Raw genomic sequence first — 19,008 nt, forward strand, 5'->3', positions numbered from 1 at the left:
CTTGTGCCCGCCTCACCCTCCATTCGGACACTGCGTCCGCTGCATAGGGTAATCAAAGGCTTTTTCCTTGCCTTTCGAGACACCTTCGATGCGCGCCTTGATGCCATCGGCCCCATCGCGCTTGTAAATGATCCGCTGTGGGAAGTCATGCTGCGGGTTTTCAAAGATCACCTCGCCATCGCCGATCGACTTGATCGGGAAGGCTGCTTCGAGTTGACGGCTTGGCTTGGCCACATAGGCCCAGATGCCCGGCTCGGTTTCGCGGATCATGGTATGTTCCCACTCGACTGTCTTGCCGTTTTTTACCGTGCGGGCGACGCCCAGCATGGTGCCGCCGGCTGGCAGGGTCCACATTTCCACGGAGCCTTTTTCGGCGCCGGTGTGCGACCAGCAGCCGGCTAGCCAGGACAGCTTGTCGATGGGGGCCTCGTGCGCAATCGCGCCGGCGCTGGCCAGGACCAGGCCACAAAGGAATTGTTTGCGCATCGTCGACTCCTCTAAAACCGGTAAACCGGGGTCAGACCCAAGGGTCTGACCCCGGATGATCTTGCGGCCCGTGGCTTCGGAATTGACCGGGTCTGACCCTTGGGTCAGACCCAGGTTTACCGGTTTTAGCCGTGCAGCGGCTTGTAACGAATACGCTTCGGCTTCGCGCCTTCCTCGCCCAAACGCTTCTTCTTGTCGGCTTCGTACTCCTGGTAGTTACCCGCAAAGAAGGTCACCTGGGAATCGCCTTCAAAGGCCAGGATGTGGGTGGCGATACGGTCCAGGAACCAGCGGTCGTGGGAAATCACCATCACGGAACCGGCGAATTCCAGCAGCGCATCTTCCAGCGCACGCAGGGTTTCCACGTCCAGGTCGTTGGACGGTTCGTCCAGCAGCAGCACGTTGCCGCCCATCAGCAGGGTCTTGGCCAGGTGCAGACGGCCACGCTCACCGCCGGACAGGTTGCCGACGATCTTCTGCTGGTCCGAACCCTTGAAGTTGAAGCGGCCCACATACGCGCGCGACGGCATTTCGAAACGGCCTACGCTGAGGATGTCGGCGCCGCCGGACACAGCCTCGAACACAGTCTTGTCGTTGTCCAGCTTGTCGCGGCTCTGGTCCACCAGCGAAATCCTGGCGGTCTTGCCGATCGCCACTTCGCCGCTGTCCGGTTGCTCGATACCGGCAATCATCTTGAACAGGGTCGACTTACCGGCGCCGTTCGGGCCGATGATGCCGACGATCGCGCCTGGCGGGATGATGAACGACAGGTTGTCGATCAGCAGGCGGTCGCCAAACGATTTGCTGACGTTCTTGAATTCGATCACATCGTTGCCAAGGCGCTCGGCCACAGGAATGAAGATCTCCTGCGTCTCATTACGCTTCTGGTATTCGAATTCGCTCAGTTCATTGAAGCGCGCCATGCGGGCCTTGGACTTGGCCTGGCGTGCCTTCGGGTTCTGGCGCGACCATTCCAGTTCTTTCTGCAGCGCCTTCTGGCGCGCGGATTCGGTCGCTTCTTCCTGCTTCAGGCGGGCCTGTTTCTGGTCCAGCCAGGAAGAGTAGTTGCCCTTCCACGGGATGCCGTGGCCGCGGTCCAGTTCCAGGATCCATTCAGCTGCATTGTCCAGGAAGTAGCGATCGTGGGTGATGCCGACCACAGTGCCAGGGAAGCGCACCAGGAATTGTTCCAGCCATTCCACGGATTCGGCATCCAGGTGGTTGGTCGGTTCGTCGAGCAGCAGCATGTCCGGCTTGGACAGCAGCAGCTTGCACAGCGCCACGCGGCGCTTTTCACCGCCGGACAGCACGCCGATCTTCTGGTCCCATGGCGGCAGGCGCAGCGCGTCGGCGGCCATTTCCAGTTGCAGGTTCAGGTTGCCGCCGTCGGCAGCCGCGATGATCGATTCCAGGCGTTCCTGTTCCTTGGCCAGCGCGTCGAAGTCCGCATCCGGTTCGGCATAGGCGGCGTACACCGCTTCCAGCAAGGCTTGCGCGTTGAAGGCTTCGCCCAGGCCGGATTCCACTTCTTGGCGCACGGTTTTTTCAGGATCGAGTTGCGGTTCCTGTGGCAGGTAGCCGATGTTCAGGCCAGGCATCGGGCGTGCTTCGCCCTGGATGTCGGTGTCGATGCCCGCCATGATTTTCAGCAGGGACGATTTGCCGGAGCCGTTCAGGCCCAGCACGCCAATCTTGGCGCCTGGGAAGAAGGACAGCGAAATGTCCTTCAGAATCTGACGTTTCGGTGGGACGATTTTGCCCACGCGGTTCATGGTATAGACGTAATTGGCCACGGTATGAGTTCTTGTCGGTTCGTAAAGGCGCTAGTTTAGCGCATTGTGATGGCGCATAAAAAAAGACCCGGCGAGTGCCGGGTCCTTTTGGGCAACTGCTTGCTTATGCTTTGCGCCGGCGTACCGTTGCCAGCGCGGCCAGGCCCAGGCCGGCCAGCAGCAGGCTGGTTGGCACGGGCACTTGCGCAGGCGGCACAGCGTCCTGCGCCACGAAGTCCAGGCGCACATCGGTCAGGTTGAATTGTCCGAGCACGGAATTCACGGAAAGGTTGAGGATGCCGTCTGCCGCCAGGTCGTTCAGGGCCAGGGAGTCCAGGCTCAGTTGCACCACCAGGTCCCCGCTCAGCGAATCGTAATGGCTGATGAACTGGTTGTACCAGCGGTTGTAGCCGCCATTTTCGCTGCCGGTCTGCTTCTTGGTGTCTTCGATCTTGCCGCTGTCGGTGTCGAAAGCGTTGTGATCGTTGGCGGAGCCGGTCGCGGATGCGCCACCGGCCGTGACCGTCATCTGGTCAGCGATGGAGTCGCTATAGTTGGTGTTGAATTGCTTGATGTGGAAGTTGTCGGTAACGACCTTGCAATTACCCTTGCTACAGTCGGTGGTCACGCGATTCTCCGAGTAATTCACGTTCGTCACGGACGAACCGACGATATCGAAGTCGGCGGAGGAAAAACCGGACACGGTCAACACGCCGGAGCCGATCGAAGCGCTGGACAGGCCCTTGCCAGCCAACAGGCCATTGACGTTGATTTGCAGATTCTGGCTCTGGCCAGTCGTCAGGTATTGGTCCAGCGACAAAGCGGACGACAGTGGCATTGCCGCAGCCTCGACAGATGCTGCGCAGAACAGGGCGGTGATACCCGCCAGAAATTTTTTGCTGAACATTATTGCTCCCCCGAAGTATTGCTGGGGATTAAGCAATTGTCGTGCCTGCGTGCAACCGACTTTCCATAGGTCATTGATTCAATTACGGAAAAGTCAATTGAGTGACAGTAATTATGATTTCCATAGCACCAACGCTGTAAAATTTTCCGACACTCAATTCGCTTTTCTGTTGATCAACCAGCTCTCCAGCATATACATCGCCAGCGCACTCCAGATGAACAGGAAACCGACCAGTTTGGTCGAGGAAAACGCTTCGTGGAAGACCCAGACGCCCAGCAGCATTTGCAGCGATGGCGACATGTATTGGAGCATGCCGAGCACCGACATCGGAATGCGCCGCGCACCGGCGGCAAACAGCAGCAGCGGGATCGCCGTAGTCGGGCCCGCTGCTGCCAGCAGCCAGCGCGTGCTGTTCGATTCAGCATTCAGGAAGACGCTCTGGCCGTGGTACACCAGCCAACCCAGGTAAGCCACTGCCAGCGGGAACAGGATCAGGGTTTCGAAAGAGAGTCCTTCCAGCGCCGCCAGCGCCGCAGTCTTGCGCAGCAGCCCATAGGCGCCAAAGCTCAGGGCCAGCACCAGTGCAATATATGGCACCTGGCCTGCCTGCCAGGTCAGCCAGACTACGCCGGTGGCGGCAACTCCGATGGCAATCCACTGGCCACGACGCAGTTTTTCCTTCAGCACCAGCATGCCCAGCAGCACATTTACCAGCGGGTTGATGAAGTAGCCCAGGCTGGCATCGACCACATGGCCATTGTTCACCGCCCAGATATACATGAACCAGTTTGCGCTCAGCAGGAAAGCGCTGGCCAGGAAACTGCCCACGACTCTGGGCTGGCGCAACACTTGCGGCAGCCATTGCCATTGCCGCCGTACCGCCAGTACCAGCATCAGGAACAGCAGCGACCAAGCCATGCGATGCGCCAGGATTTCGGACGCCGGCACATTCTTAATTGCGTGAAAATATAGCGGGAACAGGCCCCAGGACAGGAAAGCACCTGCGGCGTACAGCATGCCGGTATTCATGAGAGCGATGATTTTCTATGCGTAAAGATGGAAAATAGCATATCCGCCAAGTTTTCACCGGCGGCGTAAAAAACTTGCAAAAGGCCCCTAACTGGCCTATTGTGCGATGCACCAAAACCAATTTTGGGTGAAATCTTGTCACAACATAAGAAAAGCAGCGTAGCTGCATTGACACTGGCCGCCATTGGCATTGTCTACGGCGATATCGGTACCAGCCCCCTCTATACCCTCAAAACAGTCTTCGACCCCACCCACGGATTGGCACTCAACCAGGCCAACTTGCTGGGCATTATTTCCCTGATCTTCTGGAGCCTGACGCTGATCGTGTCGTTGAAGTACGTCAGCCTGGTGCTGCGTGCCGACAACCGCGGCGAGGGCGGGATCATGGCCCTGATGGCGCTGGCGCTGAACTCCGTGCACAAGGCCGCCCCGAAAGCGCATTTTCCTCTGCTGCTGATCGGCACCTTCGGCGCCACCATGTTCTATGGCGACTCCGTGATTACCCCGGCCATTTCCGTGCTGGGTGCGATCGAGGGTCTGGAAGTTGCTGCGCCCGGCCTAGCGCAATATGTGGTGCCGCTGACCATCGTCGTGCTGGTCACCTTGTATTCCGTGCAGCGCCACGGCACGGCTGGCATTGGCCGCTTCTTTGGGCCGATCATGACGATCTGGTTCGGCGTGCTGGCCGCAATGGGCGTCGCGAATATCGCCGAAACGCCGGCCATCCTCTCCGCGCTGAATCCTTACCATGCCGCCATTTTCATGCGTGACAACGGCTTCATCGCTTTCGTCGCGCTGGGTGCTGTGGTCCTGGCGATTACCGGTGCCGAAGCGCTGTACGCAGACATGGGCCACTTCGGCAAGAAGCCGATCCGCATGGCCTGGTTCTGGGTCTGCTTCCCTTCGCTGATTTTGAACTATCTGGGGCAGGGCGCGCTGCTGATCCGCAATCCGGACGCTATTGCCAACCCGTTCTTCAACCAGCTTGGCGCATGGAGCGTGTACCCGCTGGTTGTGCTGTCGACGGCTGCTGCGGTGATTGCTTCGCAGGCTACGATTTCCGGCTCGTTCTCGATGACCAAGCAGGCGATTGCGCTCGGCATGCTGCCGCGCATGCGCGTGCAGCATACTTCGGCCAGCGAGATCGGCCAGATTTATATTCCTGTCGTGAACTGGCTGCAGCTGATCGTGGTGTTGATCGCCGTGATCAGCTTCAAGAGCTCGGACAACCTGGCAAGCGCCTATGGTATCGCGGTGACGGCGACCATGTTCGCCACCACCATCCTGACTTTCTTCGTGATCCGCTACCGCTGGCACTTGCCGCTGGTGCTGTGCTTCGCCGCAACCGGCTTCTTTATCGTGATGGATGTGATGCTGTTCTCGTCCTCCGCGCTGAAGCTGTTCCACGGCGGCTGGTTCCCGCTGCTGCTCGGTACCGCGCTGTTCACCACCATGCTGACCTGGCGCACCGGCCGCGAGCTGGTGTTCAAGAACCTGGAAAAGCACGCGATCCCGCTGGAAGAGTTCCTGAATTCCCTGTTCATGGCGCCGCCGACCCGCGTGCCGGGTACCGCGGTGTTCCTGCGCGGCGAGAGCGATGGGGTGCCGCATGCACTGCTGCACAACCTGTCGCACAACAAGGTGCTGCATGAACGCGTGGTGTTCTTCACCGTGCATATCGTGGAGGAGCCTTATGTGCCGCCTTCGGAACAGGTCCGCGTGACAGCCCTGGGCCATGAGTGCTACCAGCTGAATATCAATTACGGCTTCAAGGACGAGCCGGACGTTCCGGCCATCATGGCCCTGTGCGAAGAGAAAGGGCTGAAGTTCGAAATGATGGAGACTTCCTTCTTCATCGCGCGCCAGACCGTGATTTCTGCGCCGGGCGACGGCATGGCGCCATGGCGCGAGCACCTGTTCGTGGCGATGTCGCGCAACGCACGCGCTGCGGCGGACTATTACCAGATCCCGCCGAACCGCGTCATCGAACTTGGCACACAAGTGGAGATTTAATTTGTAACGGATCTTGCCTCTTGTAGAGGGGGGATTAACGGTCTGCTAAACTGCTGCTCCGTTACCCTCCTTTAACGAATAGGCAAGATTGAAATGAAGAACTCGATGTTCAAGGCAATCGCCACCCTGGCTTGCGCCGCGGCCCTGACAGCATGCGGTGGTGGTGCCAAAAATAACGACACCACTCCGCTGCCGCCGCAGCCTGCTTATGCGGTAGTTGTGGACAGCGAGCCTGGTGGCAGTGCTCCGGTAGTAGCCGCCGGCGATCTGGTCACCTTCAGCTACACCGGCTGGCTGTACAACGAAGCCAAGACCGATAAAAAAGGGGATGAGTTCGAGAGTTCCGTTACCAGCGGCGTCGATAAGCCGATGACCATGACGGTCGGCGTCGGCACCCGCATTGCGGGCTTGGACAAGGCCTTGACCGGAATGCAAGTGGGCGGCTCGCGCCTTGTGATCATCCCGTCGAATATGGCTTTTGGCCCGGTGGATGTCAAAGACTCGACTGGCAAGGTGATCGTCCCTGCCAATACCTCGGTCGTGTATCAACTGAACGTGCATAGCTTCAGCACGCTGCCATCGCCGATTCCGCCGCAGCCGGTATTTACCAAGCAAGAGCTTCAAGTCGGCTCGGGCGCAGCGGCCGCTGCCAAGAACCTGGTGACCATCCAGTACCGCGGCTGGCTGTACGACAACACCAAGCCAGACAACAAGGGTACGGAATTCTTGGACAAATACAGTGGCCAGCCTTTCAGCTTCCTGCTGGGCGTGGACAGCCGCATTGCAGGCTGGGACCAGGGCATCGTGGGCATGCAAGTGGGAGGCAAGCGCAGGCTGCTGATCCCGGCCAACATGGCTTGGGCCCAGTATGGCCGCAAGGACGATGCCGGTAACTACATCGTGCCGCCAAGCACCGCCGTCGTGTACGAAATCGAGATGACTGCCCTCAACGCTACGCCTCCGGCGCAAACCGCGCAGCCTGCTTTCGATAAAATCATCGTCGCTGAAGGCGCAGGAGATGCATCAGTCACAGGCAACACGCTGACCGTGAGCTACTCCGGCTACCTGTACGACGACAGCGTCACGGACAAACGCGGCCTGCGTTTCGACACTTCCCTGACCAAAGGGGTACCGATGACCGTCAAGTTGGGTGCCAACGTAGTGATCAAAGGATGGGAGGACGGCCTGCTCGGGATGAAAGCGGGCGGCAAGCGCACCTTGATCATCCCGGCAAGCATGGGCTACGGCGCGACCGGCCAGGGCAGCATTCCGGCGAACGCGCCGCTGATCTTCGATGTTGAAGTAACTTCCATTACCAAGTAATTGGCGGAAGTCCAAAAAGAAACGGCCTTCGGGCCGTTTCTTTTTGCCTAGCGCAGCATCTCCAGGTGTGGAATGCCATCCTCGTCATATGGCTCGCCGACAGCCTTGAAGCCGAAGCTGCCATAGAATTTTTCCAGGTGGGCCTGGGCGCCGATGCGGATGCGGTGGCCGGGATGCAGCGCCTCCGCGTTGCGGATGCCCTCCGCGATCAACTGCCGGCCAGCACCGCTGCCGCGTGCCGCCTGCGTCGTCAGCACGCGGCCCAGCGACATTTCAGGATACTTGATGCCCGGCGCGATGCAGCGCAGGTAAGCGGCCAGGGTTCGCTTGCCCTCTATCGTTTGCCAGCCGAGCAGGTGGTGGGCGGCTTCATCGTAGCCGTCCATATCGGAGTAAAAACACTGCTGTTCGATCACGAAGACCTCCTGCCGCTGCCGCAGCAATTCATACAGGTCTGCGTTGGGAATGCTGTTGAAGTCCAGCCACTGCCATTCAATCATTGGTCGCCCCGCTTGATAGGAGGCGACCATTTTATGCCAGCTTAATATTCGACGCGAAGCTCGCCGTTACGGATGGCAGAGGCCAGTTCTGCCTTCACTTCGGCGCGGGTCTTGCCGCGGGTGGGGGAGGCAAAGTCCAGCGGATACAGTTCGCCGTTCAGGATTTCGCCACGGCGCAGGGCGGCGATGGTCTCCCCCTTCACTTCCGCGCGCGTTTTGGTCGATACGAAAGAGTTGTCGGCCTGGTAGCCTTCGCCGCTGTTGGTGTCGGGCGGCGCTGCCTGGGCGGCAGTGGAGAGGGCCAGGGCGGCGGAAGCGATGATGGTTGCAAATGCTTTCATGATATTTCTCCTGTTGGGTGGGCCCGGCTTGCCTTTGCTGCCGGGCCCTTGTTGCTTATACGATGGTCAGGGTGACGTCGATATTGCCGCGAGTCGCATTCGAGTACGGGCACACGATATGGGCGGCGTTCACCAGTTTTTCTGCGGTGGCGCGATCCACCCCTGGCAGGGAAATCTTCAACTCCACTTCGATGCCGAAGCCGGTTTCGATCGGGCCGATGCCGACAGTGGCGTTGATCGAAGCGTCAGCCGGTACGGCGATCTTGTCGCGGCCGCCAACGAACTTCAGGGCGCCGATGAAGCAGGCTGAGTAGCCGGCGGCGAACAGTTGCTCCGGATTGGTGCCGAACGCGCCATTGCCGCCCAGTTCTTTTGGAGTGGTCAGCTTGACGTCCAGTGCGCCGTCGCTGGAGGCGGATTTGCCTTCGCGGCCGCCGGTGGAAGTTGCGTTTGCGCGGTACAGGATGTTGGAGATCTTTGCCATGGTATGGTTTCCTTTTCGTGAGTAGTGAGCGATTAATTAGCGTGCTATTTATTTCCAGTTTCCGGGGCCTTGTTTGCTGCCCATGTGCACACTATAGATAGTGTGCGATTTAATTGCAAGCTATTTTTGAAGAATTTTTCGCTCATCATGAACTCACTCGGTTTGAGCCAGCAGTTGCTGGATCCGCGCTTCGGTTTGCTCGTACTGGCCTTCGCCGAAGTGGGTATACACCACCTGGCCTTTTTTGTTGACTAAATAGAAGGCTGGCCAGTAGCGGTTGTTGTACGCGTTCCAGGTGGCGTAGCGGTTGTCCTGCGCGACTGGATAACGTATGTCAAAACGCTTTAAAGCGGTGCGCACGTTCTCGGTCTTGCGCTCGAAAGCGTACTCCGGCGTATGTACGCCGATCACGACCAATCCCTTGTCTTTGTACTTGTCGTGCCACTGCACGACGTGCGACAGGGTGTTGATACAGTTTATGCAGTCATAGGTCCAGAAATCAACCAGTATCACCTTGCCATGCAGTTGTTTCATCGTCAGCGGCTCGCTGTTCAGCCATTGGGTAATGCCGCTGAATTCGGGCGCTTCGAACGGGGCCGTTGCTGCACCGGCGCCGGCGCTGGCGCCCGCCAGCGTTGCCGCGGCAGCCAGGAATTTCAGGGTGGTCTTCATATTCACAGTCCTTTCAGGGTAGGGAGGTGTTGGGCGGCCCAGGAGTAGGCCAGGGTGTCGTACTGCAGGTAGATCGCGATGGCGGTGGCGACCACCAGCACGCCGAACACTTGCTGCAGGCGCTCGGCGTGGCGGGCCACGGAACGCACGCGCTGGGTGGCGTACTGGCCGCCGTAAATAATCCCGAGCATGGGCACAGCCGCGCCGACGGCGTACAGGGTCAGCAGCAGGGCTGACCAGGCCGGATCTTGCGCTTTCACCACCAGCACCAGGATCGAAGCCAGAACCGGACCGGCGCAAGGCGTCCAGACCGCACCCAGCGATATGCCGAGCAGGAAGGCGCCGCCATTGCTGCCGTCGTCCTCGCGCGGGGCGGCGTCGGCGCTGCGGCCCGGCAGGCGCGCGACCAGCCATTCATAAGGGGCCGGCCACAGGCGGAACAGGCCGGACAGGGCCAGCAAGGCAAGGGCGGTATTGCGCAGCACGTCCTGGGCCACTTCGATCGTGGCCGAGACCACGCCCAGCAGCATGGCGAAGCTGGCAAAGCTCAGGATGAAGCCGGCCACGATGAACAGCGGACGGCGGCGGTTGCGCTGGTTGACGCCGGAGCCCAGCAGGATGGGCAGCATCGGCAGCACGCAGGGTGAAGCGATGGTGAGCAGGCCGGCCAGGAAGGCCAGTGGAGTGTCGAGCGGGTTGGTCATGGTCAGCTCCTGTCTTGGAATGACTCCATTGAACCGCCCCCGGGTATCCGGCATATTTCGCCACACCCCCTTGCGTGCAATGTTTTGTGTACCTGGCCGGGCTGTACACACTGGGATACAAATCCCTGTCCCGCATTGGGTATCATGGCTTCATGGAAAACCCAGACCACATCCTGATCGTTGACGATGACCGTGATATCCGCGAGTTGATCGGCGCCTATCTGCAGAAAAACGGCTTGCGCACATCGCTGGCGGCCAACGGCCGCCAGATGCGCGCCGTGATCGAGGAAGACACGCCCGATCTCATCGTGCTGGACCTGATGCTGCCCGGCGAAGACGGCCTGGCCTTGTGCCGCGACCTGCGCGCTGGCAAGCACAAGGCCATCCCGGTGCTGATGCTGACCGCGCGCAACGACGAAACCGACCGCATCATCGGCCTTGAAATGGGAGCAGACGATTACCTGCCCAAGCCTTTCGCCGTGCGCGAACTGCTGGCGCGCATCAACGCCGTGCTGCGCCGCACGCGCATGCTGCCGCCGAACATGCAGGTCAACGAATCGGTGCCGATGCTGGCCTTCGGCGACTGGCGTCTCGACACGGTGGCGCGCCACCTGCTTGACGCCGACGGCACGCAGGTGGCGTTGAGCGGCGCCGAATACCGTCTCCTGCGCGTCTTCCTCGACCACCCGCAGCGCGTGCTGACGCGCGACCAGTTGCTGAACCTTACCCAGGGCCGCAACGCCGACCAGTTCGACCGCTCGATCGACTTGCTGGTGAGCCGCGTGCGCCAGCGCCTGCGCGACACGGCGCGTGAGCCGCGCTACATCAAGACGCTGCGCAGTGAAGGCTATGTGTTTTCGGCCGCCGTCACGTTGGCGGCAGGCGAGCCATGATGCGCTTGCACTGGCCGCGCTCCCTGTTCGCCCGCCTGGCCCTGCTGCTGTGCCTTGGCGTGGCGGTGGCGCAGGGCTTGTCGTTCTGGCTCACCATGCGCGAGCGAAATGAGGCGACTACCAATATGATGATGGGCTATATCGAGCGCGAGGTCACCACCTCGGTGGCCCTGCTCGACGCCTTGCCTGCGGCCCAACGCGCGGACTGGTTGCCACGCCTGGCACGCCGCAGCTACGAATTCAGGCTGGAGGAATGCGACGAATCGCTGCCGCACCTGGAAGTGCTGGAGGCGAATGCCGTGCGCTCGTTCGAGGAGGGCGTCGGCAAGCAATACAAGCTGACCGTGCACCAGATTATCGGCGAACACGAACGCTATCAGGTGCATCTGCGATTGAGCGATGGCATGCCGCTGACGATCGACTTCCGTCCCATGCGCAGCGTGCCGATGTCGCCCTGGTTTGGTGCCCTGATGGTAGCGCAGCTTGCGGTGTTTGCCCTATGCTGCTGGCTGGCCGTGCGCCTGGCGACGCGGCCGCTGGAGCAGCTTGCGCTGGCGGCCGACGCGCTTGGCCCCGACATGCAGGGCGCTCACCTGCCCGAGAGCGGGCCATCGGAAGTGGCGCGTGCCGCGCGCGCCTTCAACGCCATGCAGCAGCGTATTGCCGGCTACATGGCCGAGCGCATCCAGATCCTGGCCTCGATCTCGCATGACTTGCAGACGCCGATTACCCGTATGCGTTTGCGCGTCGACATGATGGATGATGAGGCGCAGCAATCCAAACTGCGGCAGGACTTGCAGGCGATGGAACAACTGGTAAAGGAAGGCGTGGCCTACGCGCGCACCTTGCACGGCACCTCGGAAGCGGCGACGCGCATCGATCCGGACGCGCTGCTCGACAGCATGGTGCATGACTACACCGACGCAGGTCAGGACGTCACGCTGCATGGTGCAGTTGGCCGCGCGATGGAGCTGCGCCCGCAAGCACTGCGGCGCGTGCTGGGCAACCTGATCGACAATGCGCTGAAGTTTGGCGGAAGCGCAGAAGTATGCGTGACGTCGGATGCGTCACATGCTGGCGGCATCGTGATCCAGGTACTGGATCGCGGCCCGGGCATCCCGGCGGAATCGCTGCAAGCGGTCTTCGAGCCTTTCGTGCGGCTGGAGTCTTCACGCAGCCGCGAGACCGGCGGCACCGGCCTTGGCCTGGCGATTGCACGCCAACTGGCCACCGCGATGGGCGGTGCTCTGACACTGCGCCAGCGCGACGGGGGCGGACTGGAAGCGCGGCTGGCGCTGCCAGGTTAAGCTCAGACCATGGCGCAGTCGAAGCCTTCCAGCACGTTGACGATATTGATGCCCAGCTCGCGCCGGATCGTCCCGCCTTCAAGCTGGAAGCTGGTGGGAAAGCCAAGCCAGGCCAGGCGCTCGCCAAGGCGCAGGAAATCGGCTGATGCGAGCCCGAAGCCGCCGTGCTCTTCGCCTTGGAAGATGTTTCCGCCCAGGGCCACGATCAGCGCCTCCGGCCGGTACATCGACAGGCGCACGCAAGCCGTTTCCAGTGCAGCGAACCAGGCCTGCGAATTGGCGCCCGGCACCAGCGGGATGTTGACGTTGTAGCCAAGCCCGGCGCCCGCGCCAGTTTCGTCGGCATGGCCGCAAAAGTACGGAAAGGCATGGCGCGGGTCGGCATGGATCGACAGGCAAAGCACGTCGGAACGTTCGTAGAAAATGCCTTGTGCCCCATTGCCGTGCTGGTAATCGAGGTCGAGGATGGCAACCTTGGCCATCCCGTCATCCAGCAAGTGCTGGGCGGCCAGGGCCGCATTGTTCAGGTAGCTGTAGCCGCCACAGAAATCGGCGCCGGCGTGGTGGCCTTGCGGCTGCGTCAGTACAAAGGTTCCGCGCTCACCGGCCCGCAGGGCATGCGCCGCATTGACCGCGCAGTCGGCGCCACCTTTGGCCGCGCTCCAGGTGCCGGCGCCGATCCCGGTGAAGGTATCCATCGAATACAGGCCGAGACGGGCCCCGAAATCCTCCGGCTCGATATCGGTGCGCATGGTGCGTATCGCATGCTGATTGGCGGTGACAACCGGCCAGCCCGCAAATTCCGGATGCGATAGCGATTCGCTCCACGCGTTGCGCAGGAAAGCGAGGTAGCGCGGGCTGTGTGTGCGTTCAAGCGCGGTCAGCGGCACGCTGTGCGGGGTCACGATCTGGCCCAGCCCGCGCCGCTCCAGTTCTGCCTGTACGGACCCGACCAGATGGTCCGTGCCGCCGAACTGTTGCGCGTGCTGTTCGTTAAAGAAGGTGAGCAAGGGTCAGGTGCAGTGGTTCGGGCACAGGTTGCTGGCCCGATAGGCCTTGACGTAATCGTCGAAACTGCCGGTCTGGGTACGTTCCAGTTGCTCCTGCTCCGCGATGGAGACACGCGCCATTTCGCTGAAGCGCGCCACGTCCTCCCCGCTTGGCGGATGGCTGCGGAAGTAAGCCGCATGCTTCTCGCTCTGGTGCAGGCCGAAAGCCGTGAACGACTTGCCGTTCTCGCGCAGCGCCTGCAGCACGCGTGCGGAAGGGGTGAGTTCGGGATCGTGCAGCTTGGCCGCTTGTGCTTCCAGCGCCGCCATGTGTTCGCGGCCGCCGTGCTCGCGGTCCAGCAACTCCGCCACAGGCTTGAAGCGCTCCAGCATGTCCAGGCCCCACTGCTTCAGCGTGACCTCTTCGCCATCGCGGGTCAGGATCAGGCCCGGACGGCGGCCTTCCTTCACCGTGCGCGCGAAATTACGCGCCAGCAGTGCGCCATGTTCCGGCGTGATCAGCGGGCTTTCTTCCAGCGCGGCGAACAGCAGGAACACGTCGAGGAAACGGCCCGTCTGCACGTTGATGCCGACCGGTTCAAACGGATCGACGTCCATGCAGCGTACTTCGATGTACTGCACGCCCCGGTTGCACAGCGCCTGGATCGGACGCTCGCCGGTGTTGATCACGCGCTTCGGACGGATGGTCGAGTAGTACTCGTTCTCGATTTGGATCACGTTGGTCGACAGCTGGACCCATTCGCCGTCCACCTTGGTGCCGATCTTCGCATACGGCTCGTAAGGCTGGTTGACCGCCTTGGTCAGCGTGGCTACATAGGAATCGAGGCTGTTCTCGTGAGGGTGCAGGCCCGATTGCGCCTCGTTCTGGTAGCCCAGGTCGCTCATGCGCAGGCTGGTCGCATACGGCAGGTACAGCGTGTCGCCGGACAGCTTTTCCAGCTTGTGCGGGCGGCCGCGCAGGAAGCCCTCGGCCAGCGCCGGGGAAGCGCCGAACAGGTACATCAGCAGCCAGCTGTAGCGGCGGAAGTTGCGGATGGTCGCCAGGTAGGCTTCCGACTGGTAAGCCTTGGGCGAAACGTGGGTCGCGCCCTCGTTCTCGGCCAGGATGCGCCACAGGCGCTCGTCCAGCGAATAGTTGTAATGGATGCCGGCGATGCACTGCATTGCCTTGCCATAGCGCAGGGCCAGGCCGCGCCGGTACACGTGCTTCAGCATGCCCAGGTTGGATTTGCCGTACCAGGCGATCTCGATATCTTCCTCGGCCGGCAACTCGCAGGGCATCGACTGGCTCCAGATCAGTTCATCGCCCAACTTGGTGTAGCTGAAACGGTGGATCGCATCCAGTCTTTCCAGCGTGCTCGCGATGTCATGCTCCGCCGGGGTGATGAACTCCAGCAGTGTCTCCGCGTAGTCGGTGGTGATGTGCGGGTGCGTCAGGGCCGAGCCCAGGGGCAGGGGATGGGGCGTACGCGCCAGGTGGCCATCCGGCTGGACCCGCAAGGTTTCTCGCTCAATGCCGCGCAGGCCGCCGCCCAGTACTGCACGGTGCTGATCGTCGGCCAATAAGGCCAGGCGGCGAGTCAATAGATTGGACAATTTGCTTCCTTTCCGATGCAGCAAATCAAATTGGTGCGAGATTAACCGAAAACCGAAAAGCGCGTACGATGGCCCCCAAAAACGGCCCGGAAGCCGCATGTTGCCGTATTTTACCCGGGGCGGCGGCCGCCGCTGACCCGTTCGATGCCGGCCAGGTCTTGCCAGCTTTGCACATCAGTGTAACCGGATGACAACAGCAGCGTGCGCACGGCGGCAGACTGGTCGTAGCCATGTTCCATCAACAGCCAGCTGCCCGTCGCCAGCCTGGCCGGAGCGCCGGCAATGATGGTGCGCAGCGCGCTCAGGCCATCGGCGAAATCGGTCAGCGCGCCGCTAGGTTCGAAACGCAGGTCGCCTTCCGACAGGTGGCGGTCGCCATCCGCGATATAGGGCGGGTTGGAGACGATCAGGTCGAACTGTTCGCCCTGCACCGCGCCATACCAGTCGCTGTGCAGGAAACGCACCGTCGCGTGATTGCGCTGCGCATTGCGCGCAGCCACGGCCAAGGCTTCCTGGCTGAGGTCCAGCGCAGTAACGCTGGCATCCGGCCGGCTATGGGCGATGGCGACCGCAATGGCGCCGCTGCCGGTGCCCATGTCCAGCACCTTGCCGCGCGGCGGCAGGCGCACCAGCGCCAGTTCCACCAGCAGTTCCGTGTCGGGACGCGGGATCAATACCGCCGGCGTGGTCTCGAAATCAAGGCCGAAGAACTCACGCTGACCGATGATATAGGCCACGGGCTCGCCATCATGGCGGCGCTGCAGCAGGGCGGCCACGCGCCCCGCCTCCTCCGCGCTCAGCACGCGGTCGGCCTGTGTAATCAGTGCCGTGCGGCTGATGCCAAGCGCATGGCAGACCAGGATGCGCTGGTCGACCGGATCGAGCAAAGCCTTGCGCTGCAAAGCCCCCAGCGTGATCCCGGCCGTGACCTGGTCTTTCATGCGCGCTTACGCAGCAGCAGCCACGCAGTGACGACGGCCAGGATGCCGAACCAGATGCAAGACCACATCGGGATCACCAGGCCAAAGAATTTCTCGTTCGCGTCCTGGCACAGTCCTTCAGCGTAAAACAGCCAAGGCAGGTATTCCGAGGTAGGGATCTTGTTCAGCATCGTTTCCATAGGATCGATGCCGCAGGACAGGCCAGGGTGGGCCAGGATCCACAGCTGCTTGATCGCCACGCCCATGCCGCCCAAAGCGCCCAGCAGGCCAACACCCGCCGCAATTTTCGGCTTGGAAGTAAAGGCCCCGATCAAGGCCGCGAAGCCGATCGCGATGAACAGGTAGCGCTGGATCACGCACAGCGGGCAAGGCATCAGGTACATCACATGCTGCAGATACATTGCCGCGCCAATCATGCCAAAGCTCACAAAGGCGATCGCCAGCAGAACGTTACGGTTGCTCATCGTCATCAAGTTATCAGGGTTGAAAATCCGCCCAATTCTCGCACAAAGCGTAAATTAAATGGGGACGTACCCCATTTGTCTAGAACCAGATAAATGGGGTGCGTCCCCATTTAATTTAGTCGCCGAGGGCGGCCAGTTGTTCGGCCTGGTGTTCGGTGGTCAGGGCGGTGGTCAGTTCGTTCAGGTCACCGTCCATAATCATGTCCAGCTTGTACAGCGTGAGGTTGATGCGGTGGTCGGTCATGCGCCCTTGCGGGAAGTTGTAAGTGCGGATGCGCTCGCTGCGGTCGCCCGAGCCGATCAGGCTCTTGCGGGTGGCGGCTTCCTTCGATTGCTGTTCCCGCAACTGCACGTCCTTGATGCGCGCTGCCAGCACCTTCATCGCGGAGGCCTTGTTCTTGTGCTGTGAGCGGTCGTCCTGGCATTCCACCACGATGCCCGAGGGCAGGTGGGTGATGCGTACCGCCGAATCGGTCTTGTTGATGTGCTGCCCGCCGGCGCCGGACGCGCGGTAGGTGTCGATGCGCAGGTCAGCCGGGTTGATGTGGACGTCTTCCACTTCATCGGCTTCCGGCATGACGGCCACGGTGCAGGCCGAGGTGTGAATGCGGCCCTGGGTCTCGGTGGCCGGCACGCGCTGCACGCGGTGGCCGCCCGACTCGAACTTCAGTTTCGAATAGGCGCCATTGCCGATGATGCGCGCGATTACCTCGCGGTAGCCGCCAAGGTCGCTTTCGGATGCCGACACAATCTCTACCTGCCAGCGCGAGCGCTCGGCAAAGCGGGTGTACATGCGCAGCAGGTCGCCGGCAAACAAGGCCGACTCGTCGCCGCCGGTGCCGGCGCGGATCTCGAGGAAGATATTGCGCTCGTCGTTTTCATCCTTCGGCAGCAGCATCTTCTGCAGGTCCAGCTCCAGCCCGCCCCGTCGCGCCTTGCCGGCTTCGATTTCTTCCTGCGCGAATTCCTTCATGTCCGGATCGGACAGCATCGCTTGCGCATCGTCGATATCGCCCAGCACCTGCTGGTAATCCTTATACAGCGCCACCAGCGGTTGCAGCTCGCTGTGCTCGCGCGTCATCTTGCGGTAGCTGTCCATATTCGACGTGGCGCCTTCGGACATCAGCAGTTCGTCCAGTTCGACCAGGCGGTTTGCCAGTTGGTCCAGCTTGGCCAGCATTGATGGTTTCATTCGGGTCCTATGCGGAAGGAAGCGCCAGGCGGCGCGGAAAAACGGGAGGGGTGCCGCTTGTGCGGCAGGCTGCGGGGAGGCGCCGCTAACGGCGGCCGCGGAACAACTGTGGCAACAGCTCGGCCAGTTGGGCGCGCTCGTCGCCCTGGGCGCGGTGCAGCGCTTGCTGCGGACCGTGCATGAATTTGGCGGTCAGGCCTTTGGACAGCGCTTCAAGTACCGCATCGACTGGTTCACCCTTGGCCAGCAGCTTGCGTGCGCGTTCCAGTTCCAGCAGGCGAATCACTTCGCCATTTTCCTGCAGTCCCTGGATCACCGGCACCACGGCGCGGTCGTCGATCCAGTGCATGAATGATTGCACGCGGGTCTCGATAATTGCCTCGGCCTGCGCAACCGCCGCCTGGCGGTTCTCCATGCCGGTCTGCACCACCTTGCCCAGATCGTCCACGGTGTACAGGAAGACGTCGTTCAGGCGGCCCACTTCCGGCTCAATATCGCGCGGCACGGCCAGGTCGACCATGAACATCGGCTTGTGGCGGCGGGCCTTGATGGCGCGTTCCACCATGCCCAGCCCGATCAGCGGCAGCGACGACGCCGTGCAGGAAATGACGATATCGTACTGGTGCAGCTGGTTGCCCAGTTCGGCCAGGCGCATGGCCTTGCCGTTGAAGCGGTGCGCCAGTGCTTCGCCGCGTTCCATCGTGCGGTTGGCGACGGTGATCGACTTGGGATTCTGCGCCGCGAAGTGGGTGGCGCACAGCTCGATCATTTCACCGGCGCCGATGAACAGCACGTTCTGCTCGGAGATCTTGTCGAAGATGCGCTGCGACAGGCGCACAGCCGCCGCCGCCATCGACACGCTGTGCGCGCCGATCTCGGTCGTGCTGCGCACTTCCTTGGCCACCGAGAAGCTGCGCTGGAACAGTTGGTGCAGGTAAGTGCCCAGTCCGCCCGCCTCATCGGCAGTGCGGATCGCGTCTTTGATCTGGCCCAGGATCTGGGTTTCGCCCAGCACCATCGAATCGAGGCCGGAAGCGACGCGGAAGGTATGGCGCACGGCATCGTGCTGCGGCAGCATGTACAGGTGCGGGCGCAGCTCGGAGTAATTCAGCTTGTGGAAATCGGCCAGGAACTGGGCGCCGGCGTCGAGCGGGTTGGCAGCATTGCTGGCAGCATACAGTTCGGTGCGATTGCAGGTGGACAGGATGGCTGCCTCGTCGCCGCCTTTCGAATCCGCGCAGGCAAACCAGTTGCGCGCGGCCGCCACCGCCGTGCCCAGCTGCTCAGGCGCGAACGCCAGCCGTTCGCGCAGCGCGACGGGTGCAGTGGTGTGGTTGAGGCCGACGGCGAGCAGTTGCATCATGGTCCAGACGG

19 protein-coding genes are annotated in these 19,008 nt (G+C 61.6%); 4 read left to right on the forward strand and 15 right to left on the reverse strand.

Features of this window, described 5'->3' with window-relative positions:
* Nucleotides 1–12 precede the first annotated feature (12 nt).
* The 4 genes from ACN9MZ_RS02175 to rarD all read right to left on the reverse strand — a co-directional run bounded on the left by ACN9MZ_RS02175 (nucleotide 13) and on the right by rarD (nucleotide 4,194).
* A complete protein-coding gene (locus tag ACN9MZ_RS02175) occupies nucleotides 13–486 on the reverse strand; it encodes a DUF6265 family protein (RefSeq protein WP_426167136.1) in 474 nt (157 codons plus the stop codon).
* A gap of 125 nt (nucleotides 487–611) precedes the next feature.
* On the reverse strand, nucleotides 612–2,279 hold the full coding sequence (gene ettA, locus ACN9MZ_RS02180) for an energy-dependent translational throttle protein EttA (RefSeq protein WP_426340697.1): 1,668 nt from the start codon (nucleotides 2,277–2,279) through the stop codon (nucleotides 612–614).
* A gap of 103 nt (nucleotides 2,280–2,382) precedes the next feature.
* Nucleotides 2,383–3,165, reverse strand: coding sequence for a PEP-CTERM sorting domain-containing protein (locus ACN9MZ_RS02185; RefSeq protein ID WP_426340698.1), 783 nt, complete (start codon nucleotides 3,163–3,165; stop codon nucleotides 2,383–2,385).
* A 153-nt stretch (nucleotides 3,166–3,318) separates the two neighbouring features.
* Complete coding sequence (gene rarD / locus ACN9MZ_RS02190) at nucleotides 3,319–4,194, reverse strand: EamA family transporter RarD (RefSeq protein ID WP_426340699.1); 876 nt, start codon at nucleotides 4,192–4,194, stop codon at nucleotides 3,319–3,321.
* A gap of 132 nt (nucleotides 4,195–4,326) precedes the next feature.
* On the opposite strand from rarD, the gene ACN9MZ_RS02195 reads away from it, so the two are divergent.
* A complete protein-coding gene (locus ACN9MZ_RS02195; protein WP_426342853.1) occupies nucleotides 4,327–6,207 on the forward strand; it encodes a potassium transporter Kup in 1,881 nt (626 codons plus the stop codon).
* A 93-nt stretch (nucleotides 6,208–6,300) separates the two neighbouring features.
* Entirely contained in the window at nucleotides 6,301–7,530 is a 1,230-nt protein-coding gene (locus ACN9MZ_RS02200) for an FKBP-type peptidyl-prolyl cis-trans isomerase (protein WP_426340700.1), read from the forward strand.
* A gap of 47 nt (nucleotides 7,531–7,577) precedes the next feature.
* On the opposite strand, the gene ACN9MZ_RS02205 is transcribed toward ACN9MZ_RS02200, so the two are convergent.
* From ACN9MZ_RS02205 to ACN9MZ_RS02225, 5 genes are all read right to left on the reverse strand, one after another.
* Nucleotides 7,578–8,030: a GNAT family N-acetyltransferase gene (locus tag ACN9MZ_RS02205; protein ID WP_426167146.1), complete on the reverse strand. Its 453-nt coding sequence runs from the start codon at nucleotides 8,028–8,030 to the stop codon at nucleotides 7,578–7,580.
* A gap of 41 nt (nucleotides 8,031–8,071) precedes the next feature.
* Complete coding sequence (locus ACN9MZ_RS02210; RefSeq protein ID WP_426340701.1) at nucleotides 8,072–8,371, reverse strand: DUF4148 domain-containing protein; 300 nt, start codon at nucleotides 8,369–8,371, stop codon at nucleotides 8,072–8,074.
* A 55-nt stretch (nucleotides 8,372–8,426) separates the two neighbouring features.
* A complete protein-coding gene (locus ACN9MZ_RS02215) occupies nucleotides 8,427–8,855 on the reverse strand; it encodes an organic hydroperoxide resistance protein (protein ID WP_057262147.1) in 429 nt (142 codons plus the stop codon).
* A 153-nt stretch (nucleotides 8,856–9,008) separates the two neighbouring features.
* On the reverse strand, nucleotides 9,009–9,527 hold the full coding sequence (locus ACN9MZ_RS02220; RefSeq protein ID WP_426340702.1) for a thioredoxin family protein: 519 nt from the start codon (nucleotides 9,525–9,527) through the stop codon (nucleotides 9,009–9,011).
* A 2-nt stretch (nucleotides 9,528–9,529) separates the two neighbouring features.
* Nucleotides 9,530–10,231, reverse strand: a complete 702-nt coding sequence (locus ACN9MZ_RS02225; protein ID WP_426340703.1) for a cytochrome c biogenesis CcdA family protein — start codon at nucleotides 10,229–10,231, stop codon at nucleotides 9,530–9,532.
* Between the two features lie 152 nt (nucleotides 10,232–10,383).
* Between ACN9MZ_RS02225 and ACN9MZ_RS02230 the strand changes: the two genes are divergently transcribed.
* Nucleotides 10,384–11,124 carry a response regulator gene (locus tag ACN9MZ_RS02230; protein ID WP_426167152.1) on the forward strand — a complete coding sequence of 247 codons (741 nt, stop codon included), beginning with the start codon at nucleotides 10,384–10,386 and terminating at the stop codon, nucleotides 11,122–11,124.
* Nucleotides 11,121–12,431: an ATP-binding protein gene (locus ACN9MZ_RS02235; RefSeq protein ID WP_426340704.1), complete on the forward strand. Its 1,311-nt coding sequence runs from the start codon at nucleotides 11,121–11,123 to the stop codon at nucleotides 12,429–12,431. The genes ACN9MZ_RS02230 and ACN9MZ_RS02235 overlap by 4 nt, the downstream gene beginning before the upstream one ends.
* Nucleotides 12,432–12,433: 2 nt before the next feature.
* Here ACN9MZ_RS02235 and ACN9MZ_RS02240 read toward each other — a convergent pair whose 3' ends face one another.
* The 6 genes from ACN9MZ_RS02240 to hemA all read right to left on the reverse strand — a co-directional run bounded on the left by ACN9MZ_RS02240 (nucleotide 12,434) and on the right by hemA (nucleotide 18,994).
* Entirely contained in the window at nucleotides 12,434–13,441 is a 1,008-nt protein-coding gene (locus tag ACN9MZ_RS02240; RefSeq protein WP_426340705.1) for a histone deacetylase family protein, read from the reverse strand.
* A 3-nt stretch (nucleotides 13,442–13,444) separates the two neighbouring features.
* Nucleotides 13,445–15,037: a glutamate--cysteine ligase gene (gshA, locus tag ACN9MZ_RS02245; protein WP_426340706.1), complete on the reverse strand. Its 1,593-nt coding sequence runs from the start codon at nucleotides 15,035–15,037 to the stop codon at nucleotides 13,445–13,447.
* Between the two features lie 110 nt (nucleotides 15,038–15,147).
* Entirely contained in the window at nucleotides 15,148–15,978 is an 831-nt protein-coding gene (gene prmC / locus ACN9MZ_RS02250; RefSeq protein ID WP_426340707.1) for a peptide chain release factor N(5)-glutamine methyltransferase, read from the reverse strand.
* Entirely contained in the window at nucleotides 15,975–16,448 is a 474-nt protein-coding gene (locus ACN9MZ_RS02255) for a disulfide bond formation protein B (RefSeq protein WP_426340708.1), read from the reverse strand. Before ACN9MZ_RS02255 ends, prmC begins: the two co-directional genes overlap by 4 nt.
* 109 nt (nucleotides 16,449–16,557) lie before the next feature.
* Nucleotides 16,558–17,634 carry a peptide chain release factor 1 gene (gene prfA / locus ACN9MZ_RS02260; RefSeq protein WP_426340709.1) on the reverse strand — a complete coding sequence of 359 codons (1,077 nt, stop codon included), beginning with the start codon at nucleotides 17,632–17,634 and terminating at the stop codon, nucleotides 16,558–16,560.
* Nucleotides 17,635–17,719: 85 nt separating this feature from the next.
* A complete protein-coding gene (gene hemA / locus ACN9MZ_RS02265) occupies nucleotides 17,720–18,994 on the reverse strand; it encodes a glutamyl-tRNA reductase (protein WP_426167164.1) in 1,275 nt (424 codons plus the stop codon).
* Between the last annotated feature and the right edge of the window lie 14 nt (nucleotides 18,995–19,008).

The organism is Pseudoduganella sp. S-14 (assembly GCF_049913285.1).
Classification (GTDB): domain Bacteria; phylum Pseudomonadota; class Gammaproteobacteria; order Burkholderiales; family Burkholderiaceae_D; genus Rugamonas.

Excerpts from the sequence above, each read along its gene's own strand:
- ACN9MZ_RS02210 (WP_426340701.1), bottom strand. The coding sequence starts at position 8,371 with ATGAAAGCATTTGCAACCATCATCGCTTCCGCCGCCCTGGCCCTCTCC.
- ACN9MZ_RS02230 (WP_426167152.1), top strand. The coding sequence starts at position 10,384 with ATGGAAAACCCAGACCACATCCTGATCGTTGACGATGACCGTGATATC.
- ACN9MZ_RS02255 (WP_426340708.1), bottom strand. The coding sequence starts at position 16,448 with ATGACGATGAGCAACCGTAACGTTCTGCTGGCGATCGCCTTTGTGAGC.
- ACN9MZ_RS02185 (WP_426340698.1), bottom strand. The coding sequence starts at position 3,165 with ATGTTCAGCAAAAAATTTCTGGCGGGTATCACCGCCCTGTTCTGCGCA.
- ACN9MZ_RS02200 (WP_426340700.1), top strand. The coding sequence starts at position 6,301 with ATGAAGAACTCGATGTTCAAGGCAATCGCCACCCTGGCTTGCGCCGCG.
- ACN9MZ_RS02205 (WP_426167146.1), bottom strand. The coding sequence starts at position 8,030 with ATGATTGAATGGCAGTGGCTGGACTTCAACAGCATTCCCAACGCAGAC.
- prfA (WP_426340709.1), bottom strand. The coding sequence starts at position 17,634 with ATGAAACCATCAATGCTGGCCAAGCTGGACCAACTGGCAAACCGCCTG.
- prmC (WP_426340707.1), bottom strand. The coding sequence starts at position 15,978 with ATGAAAGACCAGGTCACGGCCGGGATCACGCTGGGGGCTTTGCAGCGC.
- ACN9MZ_RS02220 (WP_426340702.1), bottom strand. The coding sequence starts at position 9,527 with ATGAAGACCACCCTGAAATTCCTGGCTGCCGCGGCAACGCTGGCGGGC.
- ACN9MZ_RS02235 (WP_426340704.1), top strand. The coding sequence starts at position 11,121 with ATGATGCGCTTGCACTGGCCGCGCTCCCTGTTCGCCCGCCTGGCCCTG.
- rarD (WP_426340699.1), bottom strand. The coding sequence starts at position 4,194 with ATGAATACCGGCATGCTGTACGCCGCAGGTGCTTTCCTGTCCTGGGGC.
- hemA (WP_426167164.1), bottom strand. The coding sequence starts at position 18,994 with ATGCAACTGCTCGCCGTCGGCCTCAACCACACCACTGCACCCGTCGCG.
- ACN9MZ_RS02215 (WP_057262147.1), bottom strand. The coding sequence starts at position 8,855 with ATGGCAAAGATCTCCAACATCCTGTACCGCGCAAACGCAACTTCCACC.
- ACN9MZ_RS02175 (WP_426167136.1), bottom strand. The coding sequence starts at position 486 with ATGCGCAAACAATTCCTTTGTGGCCTGGTCCTGGCCAGCGCCGGCGCG.
- ACN9MZ_RS02225 (WP_426340703.1), bottom strand. The coding sequence starts at position 10,231 with ATGACCAACCCGCTCGACACTCCACTGGCCTTCCTGGCCGGCCTGCTC.